Origin of the sequence: Massilia sp. BHUDP2, assembly GCF_046236355.1 — a bacterium.
In the GTDB taxonomy this organism is placed as follows: Bacteria; Pseudomonadota; Gammaproteobacteria; order Burkholderiales; family Burkholderiaceae_D; genus Telluria; species Telluria varians.
The window spans coordinates 38288-58613 of the sequence record NZ_JBJUVW010000004.1 but is presented as its reverse complement, the minus strand read 5'-3'; the positions used below and the strand labels follow the sequence as shown (position 1 = coordinate 58613).

At 63.7% G+C, this 20326-nt stretch carries 19 protein-coding genes and 2 tRNA genes; 7 read left to right on the top strand and 14 right to left on the bottom strand.

Annotated features, from left to right (window positions below; all coding sequences use genetic code 11):
* Positions 1-22 precede the first annotated feature (22 nt).
* From ACK6C6_RS21855 to ACK6C6_RS21840, 4 genes are all read right to left on the bottom strand, one after another.
* On the bottom strand, positions 23-880 hold the full coding sequence (locus ACK6C6_RS21855) for a hypothetical protein (RefSeq protein WP_409269264.1): 858 nt from the start codon (positions 878-880) through the stop codon (positions 23-25).
* Between the two features lie 81 nt (positions 881-961).
* On the bottom strand, positions 962-1801 hold the full coding sequence (locus tag ACK6C6_RS21850; protein WP_209588063.1) for a flagellin: 840 nt from the start codon (positions 1799-1801) through the stop codon (positions 962-964).
* 181 nt (positions 1802-1982) lie between these two features.
* Positions 1983-2813: a flagellin gene (locus ACK6C6_RS21845; RefSeq protein WP_409269262.1), complete on the bottom strand. Its 831-nt coding sequence runs from the start codon at positions 2811-2813 to the stop codon at positions 1983-1985.
* A 181-nt stretch (positions 2814-2994) separates the two neighbouring features.
* A complete protein-coding gene (locus ACK6C6_RS21840) occupies positions 2995-3828 on the bottom strand; it encodes a flagellin (RefSeq protein ID WP_209588065.1) in 834 nt (277 codons plus the stop codon).
* Between the two features lie 197 nt (positions 3829-4025).
* Between ACK6C6_RS21840 and dusA the strand changes: the two genes are divergently transcribed.
* From dusA to ACK6C6_RS21820, 4 genes are all read left to right on the top strand, one after another.
* Positions 4026-5033, top strand: a complete 1008-nt coding sequence (dusA, locus tag ACK6C6_RS21835) for a tRNA dihydrouridine(20/20a) synthase DusA (RefSeq protein WP_409269261.1) — start codon at positions 4026-4028, stop codon at positions 5031-5033.
* A 364-nt stretch (positions 5034-5397) separates the two neighbouring features.
* Positions 5398-7170 (top strand): methyl-accepting chemotaxis protein, encoded by a 1773-nt coding sequence (locus ACK6C6_RS21830; RefSeq protein ID WP_409269694.1) that lies wholly within the window; start codon positions 5398-5400, stop codon positions 7168-7170.
* Positions 7171-7230: 60 nt separating this feature from the next.
* Entirely contained in the window at positions 7231-7575 is a 345-nt protein-coding gene (locus ACK6C6_RS21825; protein WP_027866883.1) for an energy transducer TonB, read from the top strand.
* A 172-nt stretch (positions 7576-7747) separates the two neighbouring features.
* Complete coding sequence (locus tag ACK6C6_RS21820; protein ID WP_409269259.1) at positions 7748-8149, top strand: YXWGXW repeat-containing protein; 402 nt, start codon at positions 7748-7750, stop codon at positions 8147-8149.
* Positions 8150-8196: 47 nt separating this feature from the next.
* Here the strand turns inward: ACK6C6_RS21820 and ACK6C6_RS21815 are convergent, their stop codons facing one another.
* The 5 genes from ACK6C6_RS21815 to ACK6C6_RS21795 all read right to left on the bottom strand — a co-directional run bounded on the left by ACK6C6_RS21815 (position 8197) and on the right by ACK6C6_RS21795 (position 13179).
* Positions 8197-9786, bottom strand: coding sequence for a diguanylate cyclase (locus tag ACK6C6_RS21815; protein ID WP_409269257.1), 1590 nt, complete (start codon positions 9784-9786; stop codon positions 8197-8199).
* Between the two features lie 165 nt (positions 9787-9951).
* Positions 9952-10027, bottom strand: a tRNA-His gene (locus tag ACK6C6_RS21810).
* Positions 10028-10101: 74 nt separating this feature from the next.
* Positions 10102-10971, bottom strand: a complete 870-nt coding sequence (gene murI / locus ACK6C6_RS21805) for a glutamate racemase (protein ID WP_409269256.1) — start codon at positions 10969-10971, stop codon at positions 10102-10104.
* 45 nt (positions 10972-11016) lie between these two features.
* Positions 11017-12552, bottom strand: coding sequence for a fumarate hydratase (locus ACK6C6_RS21800; protein WP_409269255.1), 1536 nt, complete (start codon positions 12550-12552; stop codon positions 11017-11019).
* 24 nt (positions 12553-12576) lie between these two features.
* Positions 12577-13179, bottom strand: coding sequence for a TIGR00645 family protein (locus ACK6C6_RS21795; protein ID WP_027866879.1), 603 nt, complete (start codon positions 13177-13179; stop codon positions 12577-12579).
* A gap of 207 nt (positions 13180-13386) precedes the next feature.
* Here ACK6C6_RS21795 and acs point away from each other — a divergent pair, with 207 nt between their 5' ends.
* Positions 13387-15384 carry an acetate--CoA ligase gene (gene acs / locus ACK6C6_RS21790; RefSeq protein ID WP_409269254.1) on the top strand — a complete coding sequence of 666 codons (1998 nt, stop codon included), beginning with the start codon at positions 13387-13389 and terminating at the stop codon, positions 15382-15384.
* A gap of 84 nt (positions 15385-15468) precedes the next feature.
* Here the strand turns inward: acs and ACK6C6_RS21785 are convergent, their stop codons facing one another.
* Both ACK6C6_RS21785 and ACK6C6_RS21780 read right to left on the bottom strand, forming a co-directional pair.
* A complete protein-coding gene (locus ACK6C6_RS21785; protein ID WP_409269253.1) occupies positions 15469-15759 on the bottom strand; it encodes a KTSC domain-containing protein in 291 nt (96 codons plus the stop codon).
* A 24-nt stretch (positions 15760-15783) separates the two neighbouring features.
* On the bottom strand, positions 15784-16149 hold the full coding sequence (locus ACK6C6_RS21780) for a VOC family protein (protein WP_209588072.1): 366 nt from the start codon (positions 16147-16149) through the stop codon (positions 15784-15786).
* An 80-nt stretch (positions 16150-16229) separates the two neighbouring features.
* Here ACK6C6_RS21780 and ACK6C6_RS21775 point away from each other — a divergent pair, with 80 nt between their 5' ends.
* Together ACK6C6_RS21775 and ACK6C6_RS21770 are read left to right on the top strand one after the other, a co-directional pair.
* Entirely contained in the window at positions 16230-16544 is a 315-nt protein-coding gene (locus ACK6C6_RS21775) for a helix-turn-helix domain-containing protein (protein WP_409269251.1), read from the top strand.
* Between the two features lie 90 nt (positions 16545-16634).
* A tRNA-Ser gene (locus tag ACK6C6_RS21770) sits at positions 16635-16725 on the top strand.
* A gap of 460 nt (positions 16726-17185) precedes the next feature.
* On the opposite strand, the gene ACK6C6_RS21765 is transcribed toward ACK6C6_RS21770, so the two are convergent.
* The 3 genes from ACK6C6_RS21765 to ACK6C6_RS21755 all read right to left on the bottom strand — a co-directional run bounded on the left by ACK6C6_RS21765 (position 17186) and on the right by ACK6C6_RS21755 (position 20322).
* Positions 17186-17443, bottom strand: coding sequence for a Txe/YoeB family addiction module toxin (locus tag ACK6C6_RS21765; protein WP_409269250.1), 258 nt, complete (start codon positions 17441-17443; stop codon positions 17186-17188).
* Complete coding sequence (locus ACK6C6_RS21760) at positions 17418-17717, bottom strand: type II toxin-antitoxin system Phd/YefM family antitoxin (protein WP_409269692.1); 300 nt, start codon at positions 17715-17717, stop codon at positions 17418-17420. The genes ACK6C6_RS21765 and ACK6C6_RS21760 overlap by 26 nt, the downstream gene beginning before the upstream one ends.
* Positions 17718-18051: 334 nt before the next feature.
* Positions 18052-20322, bottom strand: a complete 2271-nt coding sequence (locus tag ACK6C6_RS21755) for a TonB-dependent receptor (RefSeq protein ID WP_409269248.1) — start codon at positions 20320-20322, stop codon at positions 18052-18054.
* Between the last annotated feature and the right edge of the window lie 4 nt (positions 20323-20326).

The following is a 20326-nucleotide window of genomic DNA, read 5'->3' as shown; positions in this document are numbered from 1 at the left end:
TAGGGTCTTGCTGAAATAATATTCAGCCTTCGCGCGCCTGCGTCTCCGCCGCATCAAGGCGCGGCAGCACCAGGGCCAGTTCGGCCACGGCGCGGAACACGGGCAGCGTCAGCACCTGCACCACGTCGCTCGACGCCATCCGTGCGTGCACCGGCGCCAGCGGCAGGCTGTCGCGATAGCGCCAGCGCTGCACCTGCAGGCCGGCGCGCGCGATCGCGTCTTCCAGTTCCGGCTGCAGCTTGCGCAGCCGCGCCAAGGCCGCCGCATCGGGGGCGCACAGCTCCACCGCCAGTCCGCCGGGGATCGCCTCCACCTGCAGCACGACCGCGGTGCCATCGGCCAGTTCCAGTTCGAGCCGCAGCGCGGCCCGGCTGCGCTTGCGCCGGCCGGACGCGCCGTCGGGCTGCTCCTGCAGCACCCCCAGGTGCTGGTCCTTGGCGCCGCCCGCATGCACCGTGAAGCGCCAGGCGTCCTGCAGCAGCAGCGGATGGTCCGGCTGGCGCAGCACGCGTCCCTCCTGGCTGGCCGCCAGCACCGCCGGCGGCAGCTGGCCCGCCTGGTTGCGCAGCTCGCGATCGGTCATCTGCTTGCCGTACTGGCGCACCATGGCCTGCCAGGACGTGGCCAGTGTGCGGCCGTCGACCGCCTGGAAATGCATCTGGCGCGCCAGGAAGACCTGGTCGGGGCGCATGGCCAGGCCCTCCGGCCCCGGCTCGCCCTGCGCGGCAGGGGCGGGCGCGAGCAGCTGGGACACCGGCAGGGGCGGCTCGCCGCCGTCGAACGGCGCCAGCGCGACGGGCGCCGCCGCCGCAACCGCGCCGACGCCCAGCGGCGTTGCCGTGGGCGGCAGGAGAGGGACGATGGACGGGATGCTGGACATGAGGATCTACCTATGAAAAAAAGGCCAGCCTTTGCGGGCCGGCCTTTCGATACTACCCCGAACTGTGCCCGGGAGCGAGGATTACTGCAGCAGCGACATGACCATCGAGGACATGCTGTTCGACTGCTTCAGCATGGCGGTGCCGGCTTGCATCAGCATCTGCTTGGACGACATGTTGGCGCTTTCGGCGGCGAAGTCGACGTCCATGATACGGCCGGTAGCGGCCTGGACGTTGGTGCTGATGTTCGACAGGTTGTTGTACACGTGCTCGAGGCGGTTCGCAGCCGCGCCGATGGCCGAGTTCAGGGCGCCGACGTTGTCCAGGGCGGTGGTCAGGGCGCCGATGGCGGCGGTCGAGCCTGCCAGGGTGCTGACGTCGACGGCCGGGGCGCTGATCGCGGTCACCGAGTTGGTCACCGGGGTCACGTGGGTGGTGCCCAGGTTCAGGCTCATGGTTTCGGTCGACGAGGCGCCGATCTGGAACTGCATCGCGCCGGCCAGCGTGGTGCCGAACAGGTTCTGGCCGCCGAAGGTGGTCTTGGTCATCACGTTGTTGATTTCCGAGGCCAGGCTGTCGTACTCGGCCTTGATGGCGGTACGGTCGGCGCCGCTCGAGGACTGGTCGGCCGACTGGGTGGCCAGGTCCTTCATGCGGATCATCATGTTGGTCACTTCGGTCAGCGCGCCGCCGGCGGTCTGCAGCATCGAAGTGGAATTCTGGGTATTGCGCATCGCAACGGCCATGCCGCTGGTCTGCGATTTCAGACGGGTAGCGATCTGCAGGCCGGCGGCGTCGTCCATCGCCGAGTTGATGCGATAGCCGGTCGACAGGCGGGTCATCGAGGTCGACAGGGCCGACTGGGTGCGGCCGATCGAGTTTTGTGCGGACAGGGCAGCGTTGTTGGTGTGAAGGCTCAGCATGGGAACTCCTGTTGGGTTTTAGCGTTTCGGAGCAACGGTTGTCGCGCTCTTATCTGTACAAGGCGACGGTTCGGTCCCGTTCATTAAATTCCGTGTGGAAATTTTTTCGCTAAAAGTAAAAAGGCCAAGCGCGCGAACGCCTGGCCCCGGTGTTGCTGCCGGCGCGGCCGGCAAGAGGCGATTACTGCAGCAGCGACATGACCATCGAGGACATGCTGTTCGACTGCTTCAGCATGGCGGTGCCGGCTTGCATCAGCATCTGCTTGGACGACATGTTGGCGCTTTCGGCAGCGAAGTCGACGTCCATGATGCGACCGGTCGCGGCCTGGACGTTGGTGCTGATGTTCGACAGGTTGTTGTACACGTGCTCGAGGCGGTTCGATGCCGCGCCGATGGCCGAGTTCAGGGTGCCGACGGCGTCGATCGCAGCGGTCAGTTCGGTGATCGCGTCGGTTGCGCCGGTCAGGGTGCCGACGTCCTTGTTGATGTTGGTGTTGACGGCGGTGGTGACCGGGGTCAGCTTGCCGCTCAGGTCGAGCGCCCAGACTTCGCCGGCCGATGCGCCGGTCTGGAACTGCATGCCCGCGCTCAGCGTGCCGTTGAACAGGTTCTGGCCGCCGAAGGTGCTCTTGGTCATGATGTTGCTGACTTCCGAGCGCAGGCTGTCGTATTCGGCCTTGATGGCGCCGCGGTCGGCAGTGCTCGAGGACTGGTCGGCCGACTGGGTCGCCAGGTCCTTCATGCGGATCATCATGTTGGTCACTTCGGTCAGCGCGCCGCCGGCGGTCTGCAGCATCGAGGTGGAATTCTGGGTGTTGCGCATTGCAACGGCCATGCCGCTGGTCTGCGATTTCAGGCGGGTAGCGATCTGCAGGCCGGCGGCGTCGTCCATCGCCGAGTTGATGCGATAGCCGGTCGACAGGCGGGTCATCGAGGTCGACAGGGCCGACTGGGTGCGGCCGATCGAGTTCTGCGCCGACAGGGCAGCGTTGTTGGTGTGAAGGCTCAGCATGGAGGATCCTGGTTCTGGTTATTGGTTCGGAGCAGCGTCGATCGCGCTCTCATCAATACAAGACGACCGTTCTTCGACATTTATTAAATGCCGTATGGAAATTTTTTCGCTAAAAATGAAAAAGGCCAAGCGTGCGTACGCCTGGCCCGGTATTTTTGCCGGCTGGGCCGGCAAGAGGCGATTACTGCAGCAGCGACATGACCATCGAGGACATGCTATTCGACTGCTTCAGCATGGCGGTGCCGGCTTGCATCAGCATCTGCTTGGACGACATGTTGGCGCTTTCGGCGGCGAAGTCGACGTCCATGATACGGCCGGTAGCGGCCTGGACGTTGGTGCTGATGTTCGACAGGTTGTTGTACACGTGCTCGAGGCGGTTCGATGCCGCGCCCAGCGCCGAGTTCAGCGCGCCGACGGCGTTCAGCGCGTCGGTCAGGTTGGTGATGGCCGCGGTCGAGCCGGCCAGGTCGCTGACGTCGTCGGCCACGATATCGGCCACGGCGTCGGTCACGTCGGCCAGTTCCTTGGTGTGCACGTCGAGGGTCCAGATGTCGTCGTCGGCGGCGCCGGTCTGGAACTGCATGTCGGCGGCGAGGGTGCCGGTGAACAGGTTCTGGCCACCGAAGGTGGTCTTGGTCATGATGTTGTTGACTTCCGACGCCAGGCTGGAGAACTCGGCCTGGATGGCGGTACGGTCGGCATCGCTCGAGGACTGGTCGGCCGACTGGGTCGCCAGGTCCTTCATGCGGATCATCATGTTGGTCACTTCGGTCAGCGCGCCGCCGGCGGTCTGCAGCATCGAAGTGGAATTCTGGGCGTTGCGCATCGCGACAGCCATGCCGCTGGTCTGCGACTTCAGGCGGGTGGCGATCTGCAGGCCGGCGGCGTCGTCCATCGCCGAGTTGATGCGGTAACCGGTCGACAGGCGGGTCATCGAGGTCGACAGGGCCGACTGGGTGCGGCCGATCGAGTTCTGCGCGGACAGGGCAGCATTGTTGGTGTGAAGGCTCAGCATGGGAACTCCTGTTGGGTTAGCGTTTCAGAGCTAGGTTTATTGCGCTCTCAGGAGTACAAGACGACCGTCCTCGGGTGGTTATTAAGTGCCGTACGGAAATTTTTTTGATGGGACAGCATGCGAAGGACGGCAGCACGGGTTTAGCGCTATGATGTCGCCCTCGTTTCGCAACCGCATATATATACATAGAAGCCGCCGTGACCACCGCTACTTCCCCTTACCGCAGCCGCCGCCTGTCGGTCGCCCCCATGATGGACTGGACCGACCGCCACTGCCGCGTCTTCCATCGCCAGATCACCCGCCACACCTGGCTGTATACAGAGATGGTCACCACCGGCGCCCTGGTCTACGGCGACGTCGAGCGCCACCTGCGCTACGACGAGGTAGAGCACCCGATCGCCCTGCAGCTGGGCGGCAGCGACCCGCTTGATCTGGCGAAAAGCGCGAAGCTGGGCGAGCAGTGGGGCTACGAGGAGATCAACCTGAACTGCGGCTGCCCGTCCGAGCGGGTGCAGAAGGGCGCCTTCGGAGCCTGCCTGATGGGGGAGCCGCAGCTGGTGGCCGACTGCGTCAAGGCGATGCGCGACGCGGTCTCGATCGACGTCACGGTCAAGCACCGGATCGGCATCGACTACAACGAGGAATACGGTTTTGTCCGCGACTTCATCGGCACCATCGCCGACGCCGGTTGCCGGACCTTCATCGTGCATGCCCGCAATGCCGTGCTGAAGGGCCTGTCGCCGAAGGAAAACCGCGAGATCCCGCCGCTGCGCTACGAAGTCGCCTACCAGCTCAAGCGCGAGTTCCCGGAACTGGAAATCATCATCAACGGCGGCATCAAGACCGACGCGGAGATCGCCCTGCACCTGGAGCACGTGGACGGGGTCATGCTGGGCCGCGAGGCCTACCACAACCCTTGGGTCATGGCGTCCTGGGACCGCCTGTTCTACGGCGACAAGGAGGCTCAGCTGAAAACCCGGGTACAGGTGCTGGAAGCCATGATTCCCTATATCGCCGAGCAGTTGCGCCTGTACGGCCAGCATGGACTGAAGCTGAACAGCATCACGCGCCACATGCTGGGCATCATGACCGGGCTGCCGGGCGCGCGCGCCTTCCGCCAGATGCTGTCCGATCCCAAGAAACTGGCCGGCGCCGATCCGGCCCTGCTGCTGGAGGCGGCAGGGCGCATGCCGGTCGCTACCTGAGACGCGGTTTCCCTCTTCTAAAGGCGTGCTTCGGCACGCCTTTTTCATTTCCTGTCGGCAAATAGATACATTTATTGCCGAAAGCGCATAGCTGAATTGTGAAAAGCTTGCCGTGTGGAAAGTATGGACGCATAATTTCTTCCGCTCCCTACGCGTTGATGAACATCAACTCTGTTGTTGAGCTGAAACAGTTCGGATGTTACAGTCGATTTCCAACTTTCCGGGTGGAACTTTTGATTTATCCTCTTGGAAATACCATAGGCGCATGAACGGCTTGTGACACGCGTCGCACGGCGCAAGAATCCGGGCGAATTTCGATCAATAGATACAGGGATGAACAGGAAAAATGGCTTTTTTGAATAACTTGAAGGTCGGTACCCGCCTCGCGCTCGGTTTCGCACTGGTGCTGGTGCTGCTGATCGCCGTGACGGTGGTCGGCATCCTGCGCATGGCGCAGATCCAGGACCGCCTAGACAAGGTCGTCAGCGTGAGCAACGTCTCGACCGGCCTGGTCATCGAGATGCGCAACAACGTGAGCGACCGCATCGCTTCGCTGCGCGTGCTGACCCTGATGACCGATCCGGCCGACATGGAACCGGAAATGGTCAAGTTCAAGGAACAGACCCGCAAGTACGAAGAAGCCCAGAAGAAGCTGTCGGCACTGTTCGCCGCCCACGCCAGCGACAAGGAAAAATCCCTGCTGGCCCAGATCAAGGAATCCGAAGGCCTGGCCATGCCGGCCATCGCCAAGGCATCCGAACTGTACCTGTCGAACAACGCGATGGACGCCACCCGCGTCATGATCCGCGAAGTGCGTCCGGTGCAGAAGAAGTGGACCGACGCACTGGACCAGCTGGCCGCCCTGGAAGAGAAGCAGAATGCCCAGAGCAAGGCCGACGCCGAATCGGAATTCGTCAATGCCCGTAACTTCATGATCGGCATGCTGGTCGCCGCCGTCGCCATGGGCATCGCAGCAGCCTGGGTCATCTCGCGCAGCCTGCGCAAGCAGCTGGGCGGCGAGCCGGCCTACACCGCGCAGATCGCCGCCAGCATCGCCCACGGCGACCTCGCCGTGGCGATCGAGACCGAAGAATCGGACCGCGGCAGCCTGCTGGTGGAAATGAAGGAGATGCGCAACAGCCTGGTCGGCATCGTCCAGCAAGTGCGCCGCGGTACCGAAACCATCGGCACCGCCTCGCGTGAAATCGCGGCCGGCAACATCGACCTGTCCTCGCGTACCGAACTGCAGGCCAGCTCGCTGGAAAAGACCGCCTCGGCGATGGAAGAGCTAACCTCGACCGTCAAGCAGAACGCCGACAACGCCCGTCAGGCCAACGCCCTGGCCGCGACCGCCTCGGACGTGGCCCGCAAGGGTGGCGAAGTGGTGTCGCAGGTGGTGGGCACCATGGGCGAGATCAACAGCTCGGCAAGCAAGATCTCGGACATCATCGGCGTGATCGACGGCATCGCCTTCCAGACCAACATCCTGGCGCTGAACGCCGCGGTGGAAGCGGCCCGTGCCGGCGAACAGGGCCGCGGCTTCGCGGTCGTGGCATCGGAAGTGCGCAACCTGGCCCAGCGTTCGGCTGCGGCGGCCAAAGAGATCAAGACCCTGATCGGCGACTCCGTCGAGAAGGTCGAGCGCGGCAGCAAGCTGGTCGGCCAGGCCGGCGTGACGATGGATGAAGTGGTGACGAGCGTGAAGCGCGTGACCGACATCATGAGCGAAATCGCCAACGCCAGCGCCGAGCAGAGCGCCGGCATCGAACAGGTCAACCTGTCGATCATCGAGATGGACAGCATGACCCAGCAGAACGCCGCCCTGGTGGAAGAGGCCGCTGCCGCCGCGCAGAGCCTGCAGGACCAGGCAAGCGAACTGGCCCGCGTCGTCAGCATCTTCAAGCTGAGCGAGGGCGAGCAGTACCAGGCCGAGGCGGCAGTCGCTGCTCCGGCCACCGGCACCGCGGTAGTGGTGCGCCCGGCCGCCGTCAAGCGTCCGGCTCCGGCCCTCAAAAAGCCGGCAGTGAAGAAGCCTGCCGCAGCCCCGGCTGCGGCGAAGGAAGATGCACCGGCCGCACCGGCTCCTAAAGCCAAGAAAGCCGCCACCGTCGCCAGCGACGAGTGGGAAGAATTCTAAGAGAAAAGACCGCCGGTCCCCGGGCAGGCGGAGCTTAAACAAAAACCTTTTGGGGAAACCATGAAAAACCTGACCGTGAAACTGATCGCTGCAATGACCCTCGCCACCGCCGCCGGCGCCACCTTCGCTGCCGAAGTGCCGGCATCGTTCGACCCGAAGAAATGCGCGGTCGAATACCCGAAGGCCTCGCTGATGAACGAAGAGCAGGGCACCACCTCGGCATCGTTCCTGGTCAGCGCCGACGGCACCGTGACCGAATCGAAGCTGGAAAAGTCGAGCGGTTTCAAGAACCTGGACAAGGCGGCCCTGAAAGGCCTGTCCTCGTGCAAGTTCAAGCCGGGCACCAAGGACGGCGCGCCGGCCGCGACCTGGACCAAGGTCGACTACGCCTGGAAGCTGGACTGATCGGGTTTTCTTCCCTTTACAAGCAGCCGGCCTTGCGCCGGCTGTTTTGTTTTCTACCCTCGGTTACATTTTCGTGGCGGCATGTTTCGAGTGTAAGCAGGTTTTTCATTTCTCCCGTGTGCGGTCGAGGCTGGCTATAGTGGTTCCAACACCAACCGAAAGGAGAAGTACCATGAAAACGATTCTTGCCGCTACCGCAGCTGTCCTGATCAGTGCCGCAGCCTTCGCGCCGATCCAGGCGCAGGCCCAGGGCCGCACCGAAGTGATCGTGGTGCACAAGGCGCCGCCGCCGCTACGCCACGAAAGCATCCCCGCCGCCCGCCGCGGCTACGAATGGGTGCCGGGCTACTGGAACTGGAACGGCCGCCGCTACGTGTGGGAACGCGGCCACTACGAGCGGGTGCGTGCCGGCTACGTCTACCAGAAGCCGGTGTGGCGCCAGGACCGTAAGGGCTGGTACATGGACCGCGGCGGCTGGGTCCGCGACGACCACCGCCTGGCGCGCCGCGACCGTGACCGCGACGGCGTCCCGAACCGCTACGACGCCCGTCCGAACAACCCGAACCGCTACTAAGCTTCACCGGCTCGGCCACCAAACCGCCTGCATCGCAGGCGGTTTTTTTATGTGGCTGCGGGCGGCGCCATGCCGCTGTCGCTGGCATCGGTCGCGACCCGGTTGCGGCCCTCGTCCTTGGCGCGGTAGAGCAGGGCGTCGGCCTGCCGCACGAAGGCATCCGGATCCTCGTCTTCGCCCGGCTTGCCGTGGAAGGTGCAGGCGCCGGCGCTGATCGTCACCAGGCCGGGGGGATTGGCGGCATGCGCGATCCCGAGATCCAACACGGCCAGGCGCAGGCGCTCGGCCACGTAGCGCGCGCCGACCTGGCCGGTCGCGGGCAGGATGACGGCGAACTCTTCGCCGCCATAGCGGGCCGCCAGGTCGGTGGGACGGGCCAGGCCGCCGCGCAGGGCAGCCGCCACCTGGCGCAGGCAGTCGTCGCCGGCCACGTGGCCGTAGCGGTCGTTGTACTTCTTGAAGAAATCGACGTCCAGCAGCACCAGCGACAGCGGCGCCCCGGTCCGCCCGGCTCGCTTGAGTTCGAGGCGCAGCGTCTCCTCGAAATGGCGGCGGTTGGCCAGGCCGGTCAGGCCGTCGCGGGTCGCCAGCACCGTCAGTTCCTGGTTGCGCTCCTGCAGGTGCTCTTCCGCGATGCGCAGCTCGGCCTCGAGCTGGTCGCGGATCATGATCTGGCGCACCAGGCGCGCGCCGACGCCGGCCAGCAGCAGCACCACCAGCACGGTGGCGCCGGTCATGACGAGGGTCGACTGCTCCCACTCGGCCAGGATCTCCTTCTTGGATTGCGCGGTCGCGACGACCAGGGGCACGGCGCCCAGGTGGCGGTAGCTGTACAGGCGCACGACGCCGTCGATCTTCGAGCGCAGCATGGCGGTGCCGACCGGACCGGAAGAGCGGTACATCGTGAACACCGGCCCGTTGGCGATGCTGGTGCCGATCAGCTTCTCGTTCAGGGGCCGCCGGTAGATCAGGGTGCCGTCGTCGCGCGCCAGCATCACCACGCCTTCCTGGCCGACGTCGAAGCTTTCGTACAGGTCGGCGAAGAAGGCGATCTGGATGGTGCCCAGCGCCACCCCGGCAAAGCTGCCGTCGGGCTGGTCGAGGCGGCGCGACACCGGCAGCAGCCAGACCCCGGACAAGCGGCTGCGGAATGGCTTGCCGACATAGGCATTGCGGCTGCGATTGTTCAGGTGGAACTGGAAGTAGTCGCGGTCGGCGTAGGTGCCGGCGAGCGGATGGTCGATCGAGGACACCAGCCAGCTGCCATCGGCGCCATAAATGGACAGGCTGTGCAGCTCGTTCACCTGCAGCACCATGTTGCGCATGTGCGCGCGCAGGCGCTCGTTCAGGGCCGGGGTCGATCCGTCACGCTCGACTCGCTCGACCACGCCGGCCAGCACCGTTTCGACGATCCTCACCGAGCTCTCGGCCTGGGCCGCGAGCGCATTGGCCATGTTCGAGGTCGCGGCCGCATGCTCGTCCAGCCGGCTCTGGCGCGCGCTCCAGGCGCTCCAGACCTGGGCGGCGACCAGCAGCATGCAGAACAGCAGCAGGAGGCGGATGGCGTACAGGACGGCCGGGCGCTTCTTGGCCGTGAGGCTGGTGATGGGAGTCGGGGCCGGGTGCAATTGCGTCATCAGGGGCGCCACTTGCGTGACAGGGTTGCCGGAGCCCCGAGAATAGCCATGGTGCGTGGAAAAGTCGAGCAGCAAAGGGCGTGTAACCCGCCCAGACGTCCTTTGGCGCGCGGAAAACAAAAAAGGCCTACATGCGGAACATGTAGGCCTTCTTGTCGAATTCTTTGGGGTGGCTGATGGGACTCGAACCCACGACGACAGGAATCACAATCCTGGACTCTACCAACTGAGCTACAGCCACCACTGTCTTACTGCTTGTCTCGCTGTTTCCGAGACAGAACAAGATTATACAAAGCGCTTCCCGAACTGGCAAGTCTAAATGTGCGTGCCTGCCGGGTTCGAGAGCGTGGCGCCGATCGCGACCTCGTGCACGGGCGGATTTTGCCCCAGCAGGCTGGCGAAAGTGGCGCCCAGGGCGGTGCCGCTGGCACTGGTAAATCCTTCCAGGTGCGCAGCCGCGCCCCCGGCTGGGCGCAACATCCCCGCGGCCTCGAGCAGGCGCGCGAGCTGGCGCGCCACGGCCTCGCCGGTATCGATCAGCGTCACCTCGGCATCGGTATGCCGGCGGATCACGCGCTCGATCGAGGCCTGCACCAGCGGATAGTGGGTGCAGCCGAGCACCAGGGTGTCGGCGCCCTGCGCCAGCAGCGGGGCGATGTAGCGTTCCAGCATGGCGTCCAGCGCCGGTGCGCCCGGTTCGCCGAACTCGATCTGGTCGGCCAGGCCCACGCAGGCTTGCAGGAGGAAGCGCGCGCCGGTCGCTTCGACGATCTGGTCGCGCAGCAGCAGGAATTTTTCGCCGGCGAGGGTGCGCTCGGTAGCCAGTACGCCGACCGTGCCCTTGCGGGTACTGGCGGCGCCGGGTTTCAGGCCCGGCTCGACGCCGACGATCGGCATGTCGGGATAGCGCTCGCGCAGGATGCGCACGGCGGCGACGGTGGCGGTATTGCAGGCCACCACCAGCGCCTTGACGCCGCGCGACACCAGGAAGGCGGCGATGCCGAGCACGCGCTCGATGACGACGTCTTCCGGCTTGTCGCCGTAGGGAGCAAAGCCGGAATCGGCGAAGTACAGGAGGTGTTCGTGCGGCAGCTGCGCCTGGATGTGGCGCAGTACCGAGAAGCCGCCGACGCCCGAGTCGAAGATGCCGACCGGGGCGCCAGGGGAGAGGGTGGGTGTGGTCATGGTTGAAAACGCGGGCGTATCGATCGATCCGCCCGCGCGATTCAATCAGGCGGTGGCGACCGGGATGCCCTTCAGCGACTCGATCTTGGCCGACCATTCCTTGGGGCCAGTGTTGTGCACCGAGGTGCCGGTCGAATCGACGGCCACCGTGACCGGCATGTCGGTCACGTCGAATTCGTAGATCGCTTCCATGCCCAGGTCCTCGAAGCCGACCACCTTGGCCGACTTGATCGCCTTGGAGACCAGGTAGGCCGAGCCGCCCACCGCCATCAGGTAGGCCGACTTGTGCTTCTGGATCGATTCGATCGCCGCCGGGCCGCGCTCGGCCTTGCCGATCATCGAGATCAGGCCGGTCTTCTCCAGCATCATGTCGGTGAACTTGTCCATGCGGGTCGCGGTGGTCGGGCCTGCCGGGCCGACGACCTCGTCGCCCACCGGATCGACCGGGCCGACGTAGTAGATCACACGGTTGGTGAAGTCCACCGGCAGCTGCTCGCCCTTGGACAGCATGTCCTGGATGCGCTTGTGCGCGGCGTCGCGGCCGGTCAGCATCTTGCCGTTCAGGAGCAGGGTCTGGCCCGGCTTCCACGAGGCGACTTCTTCCTTCGTCAGCGTGTTGAGGTCGACGCGCTTGGACTTCTCGGTGTCCGGGGTCCAGTGCACTTCCGGCCAGGTGGACAGCGCCGGCGGTTCGATGTAGGCCGGACCCGAGCCGTCCAGCACGAAGTGGGCGTGGCGGGTGGCGGCGCAGTTCGGGATCATCGCCACCGGCTTGGAAGCCGCGTGGGTCGGGTACATGTTGATCTTCACGTCCAGCACGGTGGTCAGGCCGCCCAGGCCCTGGGCGCCGATGCCCAGCGCGTTGATCTTGTCGCACAGTTCGATGCGCAGTTCTTCCAGCTTGTTCTGCGGGCCGCGCTGCTTCAGCTCGTACATGTCGATGTCGTCCATCAGCGACTCTTTCGCCATCAGCATCGCCTTCTCGGCGGTGCCGCCGATGCCGATGCCCAGCATGCCCGGCGGGCACCAGCCGGCGCCCATCAGCGGCACGGTCTTCATGACCCAGTCGACCAGCGAATCGGACGGGTTCAGCATCACGAACTTGGTCTTGTTCTCCGAGCCGCCGCCCTTGGCCGCCACTTTCACGTCGACGGTGTCGCCCTCGACCAGTTCCATGTGGACCACGGCCGGGGTGTTGTCCTTGGTGTTCTTGCGCTCGAAGTGCGGGTCGGCCACGATCGAGGCGCGCAGCTTGTTGTCCTCGAAAGCGTAGGCACGGCGCACGCCTTCGTTGACCGCGTCGGTGACGGTGCCGGTGAAGCCTTCGAAGCGCACGCCCATGCCGATCTTCAGGAACACGTTGACGATGCCGGTGTCCTGGCAGATCGGGCGCTTGCCCTCGGCGCACATGCGCGAGTTGGTCAGGATCTGGGCGATCGCGTCCTTCGCGGCCGGGCTTTGCTCGGTCTCATACGCGCGCGCCAGGTGCTGGATATAGTCGGCCGGGTGGTAGTAGCTGATGTACTGGAGGGCTGCCGCGACCGATTCGATGAGGTCGCTCTGGGTGATAACGGTTGCCATGGATTTCTCGATCAGGAGGAAGTATTAATGTTTCGAATGCGTGGTCATGACGATGCGGTCGGTGTAGGCGATGGCCATCGCCGACAGCAGGAAGGCGATGTGGATGATGGTCTGGAACATCATCGTATTGTTGCTGTAGTTCGCCGCGTTGATGAAGGTCTTCAGCAGGTGGATCGACGAGATGCCGATGATCGCCATCGCCAGTTTCGTCTTGAGTACCGAGGCGTTCACGTGGGACAGCCATTCGGGCTGGTCCGGGTGGCCTTCGAGGTGCATGCGCGACACGAAGGTTTCGTAGCCGCCGACGATGACCATGATCAAGAGGTTCGAGATCATGACCACGTCGATCAGGCCGAGCACCACCAGCATGATGGTCGTTTCGGTCAGCTTGGTCGGACGCGCGGCGCCCGGGACGGTGACGACGTCCAGGATGTGCTCCAGCGACGCGGCATTGCCTAATGCGGCGCCGATCAGGTCCTTGAGCTCGACCCAGAAGTGGAACACGTAGACGCACTGCGCCAGGATCAGGCCCAGGTACAGCGGCAACTGCAGCCAGCGGCTGGCGAAAATCAGGTTGTTAAGCGGACTGAGCTTTTTTGCTTCGTTTGGGGGAATTAACTGCGCCATCGGGATCTGGGTTCCTGGATGCTGGACAAATTACAGCCGAGCATTCTACACCCGCTTGCACGGCTTTGCGGGTTCTTCGCCGCTTTGCGGCGAGGTTGGTAGAATGGCATTCCAGCAGAAGGCATGCTTGCGGAGCCATGTAAGGGCTCAGTAAGCGAGCGCCCCTAAGGTGTTCGGTAAAACACTTACTAAACTATGGAGACTAGCATGGCCGAGAACGAGACCCAGCAAGAAGAATTCACCCTCCAGGAAAACCGTGTGTTCCCGCCGCCGAGCGAGTTCGCCGCCAAGGCCGCCATTTCCGGCATGGAAGCCTACGAAAAACTGTGCGCCGAGGCGGCCAGCGACTACGAAGGCTTCTGGGCCCGCCTGGCGCGCGAAAACATCGACTGGCAGAAACCCTTCACCAGCACCCTCGACGAATCGAATGCGCCGTTCTACAAGTGGTTCGCCGACGGCCAGCTGAACGCGTCCTACAACTGCCTCGACCGCAACCTCACCAACGGCAACGCGGACAAGACCGCCATCATCTTCGAGGCGGACGACGGCACGGTCACCCGCGTCAGCTACCGCGAACTGCACGCGCGCGTCTGCAAGTTCGCCAACGCCCTGAAGTCGCGCGGCATCAAGAAGGGCGACCGCGTCATCATCTACATGTCGATGTCGATCGAAGGCATCACCGCGATGCAGGCCTGCGCCCGCATCGGCGCCACCCACTCGGTGGTATTCGGCGGCTTCTCGGCGAAGTCGCTGCAGGAACGCATCATCGACGCCGGCGCCGTGGCCGTCATCACCGCCGACGAGCAGCAGCGCGGCGGCAAGTCGCTGCCGCTGAAGGCCATCGTCGACGAGGCGCTGGCAATGGGCGGCTGCGACACCATCCGCGACGTCATCGTCTACAAGCGCACCGGCGGCAACATCAATTTCAAGGAAGGCCGCGACCTCTGGCTGCACGAGCTGGTCGACAGCCAGCCGGCCGAATGCGAGCCGGAATGGGTGGATGCCGAGCATCCGCTGTTCATCCTCTACACCTCGGGCTCGACCGGCACCCCGAAGGGCGTCCAGCACTCGACCGGCGGCTTCCTGCTGTGGGCCGCGCTGACGATGAAGTGGACCTTCGACATCAAGCCAAGCGATGTGTTCTGGTGCACCGCCGACATCGGCTGGGTCACCGGCCACACCTACATCTGCTACGGCCCGACCGCGGTGGGCGCCACCCAGATCGTGTTCGAAGGCGTACCGACCTTCCCGCATGCCGGCCGCTTCTGGGAAACCATCGCCAAGCACAAGGTCTCGATCTTCTACACCGCCCCGACCGCGATCCGCTCGCTGATCAAGGCATCGGACGTGGACGAGAAGGTGCATCCGAAAAACTTCGACCTGTCGAGCCTGCGCCTGCTGGGTTCGGTCGGCGAGCCGATCAATCCGGAAGCCTGGATGTGGTACTACAAGAACGTCGGCCAGGAACGTTGCCCGATCGTCGACACCTTCTGGCAGACCGAGACCGGCGGCCACATGATCACCCCGCTGCCGGGCGCGACCCCGCTGGTGCCGGGTTCGTGCACGCTGCCGCTGCCAGGCATCATGACCGCGATCGTGGACGAAGCCGGTAACGACGTCCCGAACGGGCAGGGCGGCATCCTGGTGGTCAAGCGTCCGTGGCCGTCGATGATCCGCACGATCTGGAACAACCCGGACCGCTTCCGCACCAGCTACTTCCCTGACGAACTGGGCGGCAAGTACTACCTGGCCGGCGACGGCGCGGTGCGCAACAAGGACACGGGCTACTTCACGATCACCGGCCGCATCGACGACGTGCTGAACGTGTCGGGCCACCGCATGGGCACGATGGAAATCGAATCGGCGCTGGTGGCGCACCCGATGGTGGCGGAAGCCGCGGTGGTGGGTAAACCTGACGACACCACCGGCGAGGCGATCTGCGCCTTCGTGGTGCTGAAGCAGGCGCGCCCGAGCGGCGAGGATGCCAAGAAGCTCGCGACCGAGCTGCGCAACTGGGTGGGCAAGGAGATCGGCCCGATCGCCAAGCCGAAGGAAATCCGCTTCGGCGACAACCTGCCGAAGACCCGTTCCGGCAAGATCATGCGCCGCCTGCTGCGCGTGCTGGCCAAGGGCGAGACCATCACCCAGGACGTGTCGACGCTGGAGAATCCGGCGATCCTGGAGCAACTGAAGGAAACCGCCTGATGGCGGGCGCGTCCGCCTGAACCGGCGGGCGCGGAAAGATTCTTGAGAGCGCCGCCCTGTTTTGACAGGGCGGCGCTTTTTTATTCAGGCGTCGTCCGGATTGCCGCCAAAAGCTTTCATCAGGGCTTCGCGGTCGAGGGCCTTCTTGTCTGGATTGACGGCGGCGCGGCCGCGGCGGCCAGTGAACTCTTCCTCGATGTTGTCGCGGTAATAGCTCCAGGGAGAGCCGGAACTCGACAGCTTGCGCCAGACTTCAAGGCCCACGGCGTCGTAGTCGATGGCGCTGCCGTCGTCGAATTCCACGCGCAGGATGCGTTCGCGCGCGTCATAGCCGATGGCGCGCAGCTTGCCGGCGTTGATCTTCTTCATTTCCATGGTGCTCTCCTGTTCGCGGCTCTATCAGGAAGACGATAGCACGAAGGTATTGCCGTCCGGGTCCTTGAACTTGGCGAACGAGCCCCACGGCTGCACGGTCGGCGGCTCGATGAATTCGACGCCGCGCTGGCTCAGCTGGCGGTAGGTCGCTTCCACGTTGTCGCAGGCGAAGGCGCCGTTGAAGAAAGTACCGATGCGATCTTCCTGGCCGTCCATCGTGAACAGCACGACGCGCGTGCCGGACGAGGCGATGCGCAGCTCGATCCAGCGCTTGCCCGGGCCCATTGGCTGGTCGGTCGAAATCTCGAAGCCGAGCTTGTCGGTGTAGAAGGCGAGGGCGCGGTCCTGGTCCGAGACCGGGATGCTGACGAATTTCAGTTGGGTGATCATGGTGGATTCTTGTGGTTGTGGTGGCGAGCATTATCGTGGCAGACTCGCGGTTGAGTGTGTTTTTAATGACTATAGTATTCATGACTACCCGACAGTCTTCGCTTGATGCCTATGTGTTCGAGGTCTTGATGCCGGACCTGGTCGGGCATGACCGGCGGCCTGCCGCCTTTGTCGTCTATCTCTATCTGCTCCACAGTGCGGAGGCGCTCGGCCGCGACCAGGTGCCGGCGAGCCTGCAGACGATCGCGCTCAAGACCGGCTTGTCGAAGTCGGCAGTGCAGGTGGCGCTGCGGCACCTGAAGCGGCGCGGGCTGGTGGCGGAGGACGAGCTTGGGACGCAGGTGAACCCGGTGCGGCAGGTGCTGCGGCCGTGGCGCCGGCGGCTGGACGCCTGAGCTTACGTGGTGACTGTTGCCAGAACAGTCTTGTATAGCAGAGAAACCTTGTTATAATAGGCGGCTTCGTGGACACACGAGACCCCATCAGGAGAGATGGATGAGTGGTTTAAGTCGCACGCCTGGAAAGCGTGTATAGGTTAATAGCCTATCGGGGGTTCGAATCCCCCTCTCTCCGCCAGGAATACAAAAACAAATGGCCACCCTCGGGTGGCCATTTGTTTTTGTTTCATGGCGGAGAGAAGCAGAGCCCCTGCGGGCTCTGCGTGGGGGATTCGAAGCCTTGCGCGTACTCGCGCAAGGGCGGCCCGCGGAACGTGGGCGAATCCCTGCTTGCTCTGCCGTGAACGAATCGAAGCCGGCCACCCATCGGGTGGCCTTTTTTTGTTGCCTGGCGGAGAGAAGCAAGGGTTGCAGGGCGTGGGGCGCCCTGCAACGCGGCCTCTGCGTGGTCGCCAAGGCGGCAAGCCTTGCGCGTACTCGCGCTAGGGCGGCCCGCGGAACGTGGGCGAATCCCTGCTTGCGTCGCCGTCAACGGAATCGAAGTCGGCCACCCTCGGGTGGCCATTTGTTTTTGTAGAAGCGGCGCACCAAAGGCGACTCGCATTGTGCAAAGGGAGCGTTTCCGCTCCCTGGTGCGATCAGTAGTGATAGCGGCACGAGATGATAACCAACTCCTCATCACGTACTTCGTAGACAAGACGGTTTGCTTCATCAATCCTGCGTGACCAAAAGCCGCTCAGGCTGTAACGCAAAGCTTCGGGTTTGCCGATTCCCTCGAAAGGGTTTCTCTGTGCATCTTTGATCAGATCGTTGATGCGTTTGAGCGTCTTCTTATCTTGAGTTTGCCAGTAAACGTAAGTTTCCCAGGACTCAGGTGTGAACTTCAGGTTGAGCATGCTGCTGTTCCTCAGCTTCAGAGGTTTCTATTAACTCCCGATGCTGCGCTTGACCCGAACGTGCCTGAGCAATGGATCTGGCTAGGTGAGCCGCATTAGCAGGTGAGCTCAACAGGTGCACAGTCTCCATGAGGCTGCTGTAATAATCGAAGGACATCACTACCGCATCAGGCGCATCGCGGCGCGAGATAATGGTAACGTCAGCGTCCTCGACTACTTGGTCGATAACAGTCCGAAGACTGTTGCGAGCATCGGAAAAGTTAACGATCCGCATTTCTTTACTCCGCATAATCATATTGTAGAGAGACATGTTGTTGCCTTTAGTCTCGTGCGTGATGAGGTAGTTCGATGATGACTATCTGTTTCGTCAATGTGGCCCGTAGTAAAACATGCAATAAATTAGTACTTGTACTGTAAGTTGTACAAGTCGAGTATAGGAGCATTTGCTACAGTTTGCAAGCTGGTAGCACTACCTGCGTTGTAAGAGCGTAGGTAGTGTTACTAAAGCTACAGGTAGAGAGCAAACATACTCTTACAGCCATTCAGAGTCGACCCACCGTGTGCTCAACCTGTCCGGCGCTTGGGGGGGGCGTATACTTGCGCATCCATCACAGGTCGTAACGCGCCTCCAGCACCCAAGTCCGCTGCGAATACGGATGAAAATTCCAATACTGGTAATTGTTCAGATTATCCACCCCCACCGCCACAGTCCAGCGCTTGACCGGCTTCCACGTCACCCGCGCATCCACCGTAAAGTACCTGCTCGCCCCCTGATAAGCAAACCCGTTCGGATCCGAATTATCCAGCGTCGAAAACTGCCTTCCTGAATAGCGCGCCGCCAGCGAGTACGCCAGCCGATCACCAACACGGTAAGTCGCCACTCCCGTCGCCCGCCAGCGCGGAATCCGCGGCTGCCACTTGCCCACACTGGCTGGAAACTTGTCATTGCGCGTAATCTCCGACTCCGTCCAGGTCACGCTCGACTGCAGATCAAGCCCATCCACCCCCACGTCGTCCGCGTCGTAAGCCAGCTCCAAGCCCTTGGTCTCGATCCGCCCTACGTTCTGCACATTGCTCACATTGGGCGTTACCAGCACATTGGTCTGCGAGTACAGCGCATCCGAGGTCCGCTCCGCAAACGCCGTCAAGCGCAGCAATCCCTTGTCGAGCTGGTGCTCCGCACTCAGCTCCCCCGTCCACGACCGCTCCGGCTGCAGGTTCGGATCATTGTTGATCAGGGTCCCGCTGCCACTGATGCCCCCTTGGTATAGCTCCGACACCGTCGGCATGCGCACCGCCCGCCCGGCCGATGCCTTCAACACCCAGGAAGGCAGGACCTGCCAGGCCAGTGCCGCCTTCGGCGACACATAGCTTCCTGAACGTTCCCCGTGCGCGACAGTGGTAGCAGCATTCGACGTCCGCCCATCCCGCGCCTGCCAGTGTTCCACCCGCACCCCCAGCACGGCTTTCCAGCTTGGTGCGAACTTCCAGGTGTCCTGTCCCCACAAGGCCTGCGTCGTCGTGCGGCCCGAAAACGCCTGATTGCGGGCACCGGGCGCACCACCCAGCCAATCACCCGTCGCATGCTCGATGCTGGCCAACTTGTAGGCTTCGCGCTGGTAGCCGAACTCCACGATATGCGCCCCGGCCAGGCCATACGGCCGCCAGGTGCCCTTGGCCGCAAAGGTATTCCAGCCGGTCCCCGACATGTCCACGATCCGCCCCGCGCCGCCGTTCAGCGCGGCGGGCAGGGCGGTGGTCGGCGCGCGCAGCAGGTCCTGGTCATAGTCATACAGGCTCGCCGCCAGCTCCCAGTCGAACACGCCCTTGCTGTGGCTCTTCACCGACAGCCCGTGCATGAGATGGCGCAGCTCCTCGTTCGACGCATTGAAGTCGGTGGCGCCAAGGGTATAGCCGCGCCCGTCGATATCGATGCGGCCGCTGTACACCGGCGTCCCGGCAGCGTCGCGCAGGTAGGACATCGGCCGGCCTTTGGAATCGTTTTGCCACACGCCCAGCGTATAGCTGGCCCGCAGCGTCGGCGTCAGGTCGTAGGCGAGCTTCACTTTCATATGGTCCTGCACCGTGTCGTACTGCGTGCCCGCGCCCAACAGGTACCACGCGCGATTGGTCCGGTCCTGGCCGAGGACAGCCCCGCTAACGGCCGTGCCGCCCGGCGCCGCACCGGCGCTCAGGTAGCGCGTCGGAAAAGTCAGTGGCTGCCCTTCGTTGCTGCTCCGGTTCACGTCGATGAACCAGGACCAGCGCCCATCGCGGTTACCGAGCGAGGCGCTCGCCTGGCGCCCGTTGTAGCGCTCGTGCGTCCCGTACAGGTCGAAAGGCTGGTGGGTGAAACCGAACTTGGCATGCGCCTCGAACTTCGTCGGCATGCGCGTCACGTAGTCGACCACGGCGCCCACCGAATTGCCGCCATACGCCGCCGAGAACGGCCCGTACAGCACGTCCACGCGCTCGATTTCCTCGGGCGTGACCATGCCCCAGCGCGGCGCGAAGTTGGCACCGTTGCCGAGGTAGTTCGACAGCAGGATGCCGTCCGCGTACACCATCGAGCGCGCGCTGTTGCCGGTGCCGGAGGCGCGGGTCGACAGCACGGCGTGGTTGTAGTCGCCGATGTAGCGCTTGCGCACCAGCAGGCTGGGGAGGTATTTCAGGGCGTCTTCCGCGTCGGTGGCGTTGATGCTGCGCTCGATCTCGGCGCGGGTGATGCCTTCGATGGTGGTCGGGATCTGCGTCGGCAGCGAGGTCGGGCGCAAGCCGGTGATGGTAACGGTGCCCAGTTGCTTGACCGGGCCGTCCTGTCCCTGCGCAAGCGCGGCGTGCGTGACCGCGGCGAGCAGGGTGATTGCTAGCTTCTTCATGGCG

Excerpts from the sequence above, each read along its gene's own strand:
- ACK6C6_RS21855 (WP_409269264.1), bottom strand. The coding sequence starts at position 880 with ATGTCCAGCATCCCGTCCATCGTCCCTCTCCTGCCGCCCACGGCAACG.
- ACK6C6_RS21850 (WP_209588063.1), bottom strand. The coding sequence starts at position 1,801 with ATGCTGAGCCTTCACACCAACAACGCTGCCCTGTCCGCACAAAACTCG.
- ACK6C6_RS21845 (WP_409269262.1), bottom strand. The coding sequence starts at position 2,813 with ATGCTGAGCCTTCACACCAACAACGCTGCCCTGTCGGCGCAGAACTCG.
- ACK6C6_RS21840 (WP_209588065.1), bottom strand. The coding sequence starts at position 3,828 with ATGCTGAGCCTTCACACCAACAATGCTGCCCTGTCCGCGCAGAACTCG.
- ACK6C6_RS21825 (WP_027866883.1), top strand. The coding sequence starts at position 7,231 with ATGAAAAACCTGACCGTGAAACTGATCGCTGCAATGACCCTCGCCACC.
- ACK6C6_RS21820 (WP_409269259.1), top strand. The coding sequence starts at position 7,748 with ATGAAAACGATTCTTGCCGCTACCGCAGCTGTCCTGATCAGTGCCGCA.
- ACK6C6_RS21815 (WP_409269257.1), bottom strand. The coding sequence starts at position 9,786 with ATGACGCAATTGCACCCGGCCCCGACTCCCATCACCAGCCTCACGGCC.
- murI (WP_409269256.1), bottom strand. The coding sequence starts at position 10,971 with ATGACCACACCCACCCTCTCCCCTGGCGCCCCGGTCGGCATCTTCGAC.
- ACK6C6_RS21800 (WP_409269255.1), bottom strand. The coding sequence starts at position 12,552 with ATGGCAACCGTTATCACCCAGAGCGACCTCATCGAATCGGTCGCGGCA.
- ACK6C6_RS21795 (WP_027866879.1), bottom strand. The coding sequence starts at position 13,179 with ATGGCGCAGTTAATTCCCCCAAACGAAGCAAAAAAGCTCAGTCCGCTT.
- acs (WP_409269254.1), top strand. The coding sequence starts at position 13,387 with ATGGCCGAGAACGAGACCCAGCAAGAAGAATTCACCCTCCAGGAAAAC.
- ACK6C6_RS21785 (WP_409269253.1), bottom strand. The coding sequence starts at position 15,759 with ATGGAAATGAAGAAGATCAACGCCGGCAAGCTGCGCGCCATCGGCTAT.
- ACK6C6_RS21780 (WP_209588072.1), bottom strand. The coding sequence starts at position 16,149 with ATGATCACCCAACTGAAATTCGTCAGCATCCCGGTCTCGGACCAGGAC.
- ACK6C6_RS21775 (WP_409269251.1), top strand. The coding sequence starts at position 16,230 with ATGACTACCCGACAGTCTTCGCTTGATGCCTATGTGTTCGAGGTCTTG.
- ACK6C6_RS21765 (WP_409269250.1), bottom strand. The coding sequence starts at position 17,443 with ATGCTCAACCTGAAGTTCACACCTGAGTCCTGGGAAACTTACGTTTAC.
- ACK6C6_RS21760 (WP_409269692.1), bottom strand. The coding sequence starts at position 17,717 with ATGCGGATCGTTAACTTTTCCGATGCTCGCAACAGTCTTCGGACTGTT.
- ACK6C6_RS21755 (WP_409269248.1), bottom strand. The coding sequence starts at position 20,322 with ATGAAGAAGCTAGCAATCACCCTGCTCGCCGCGGTCACGCACGCCGCG.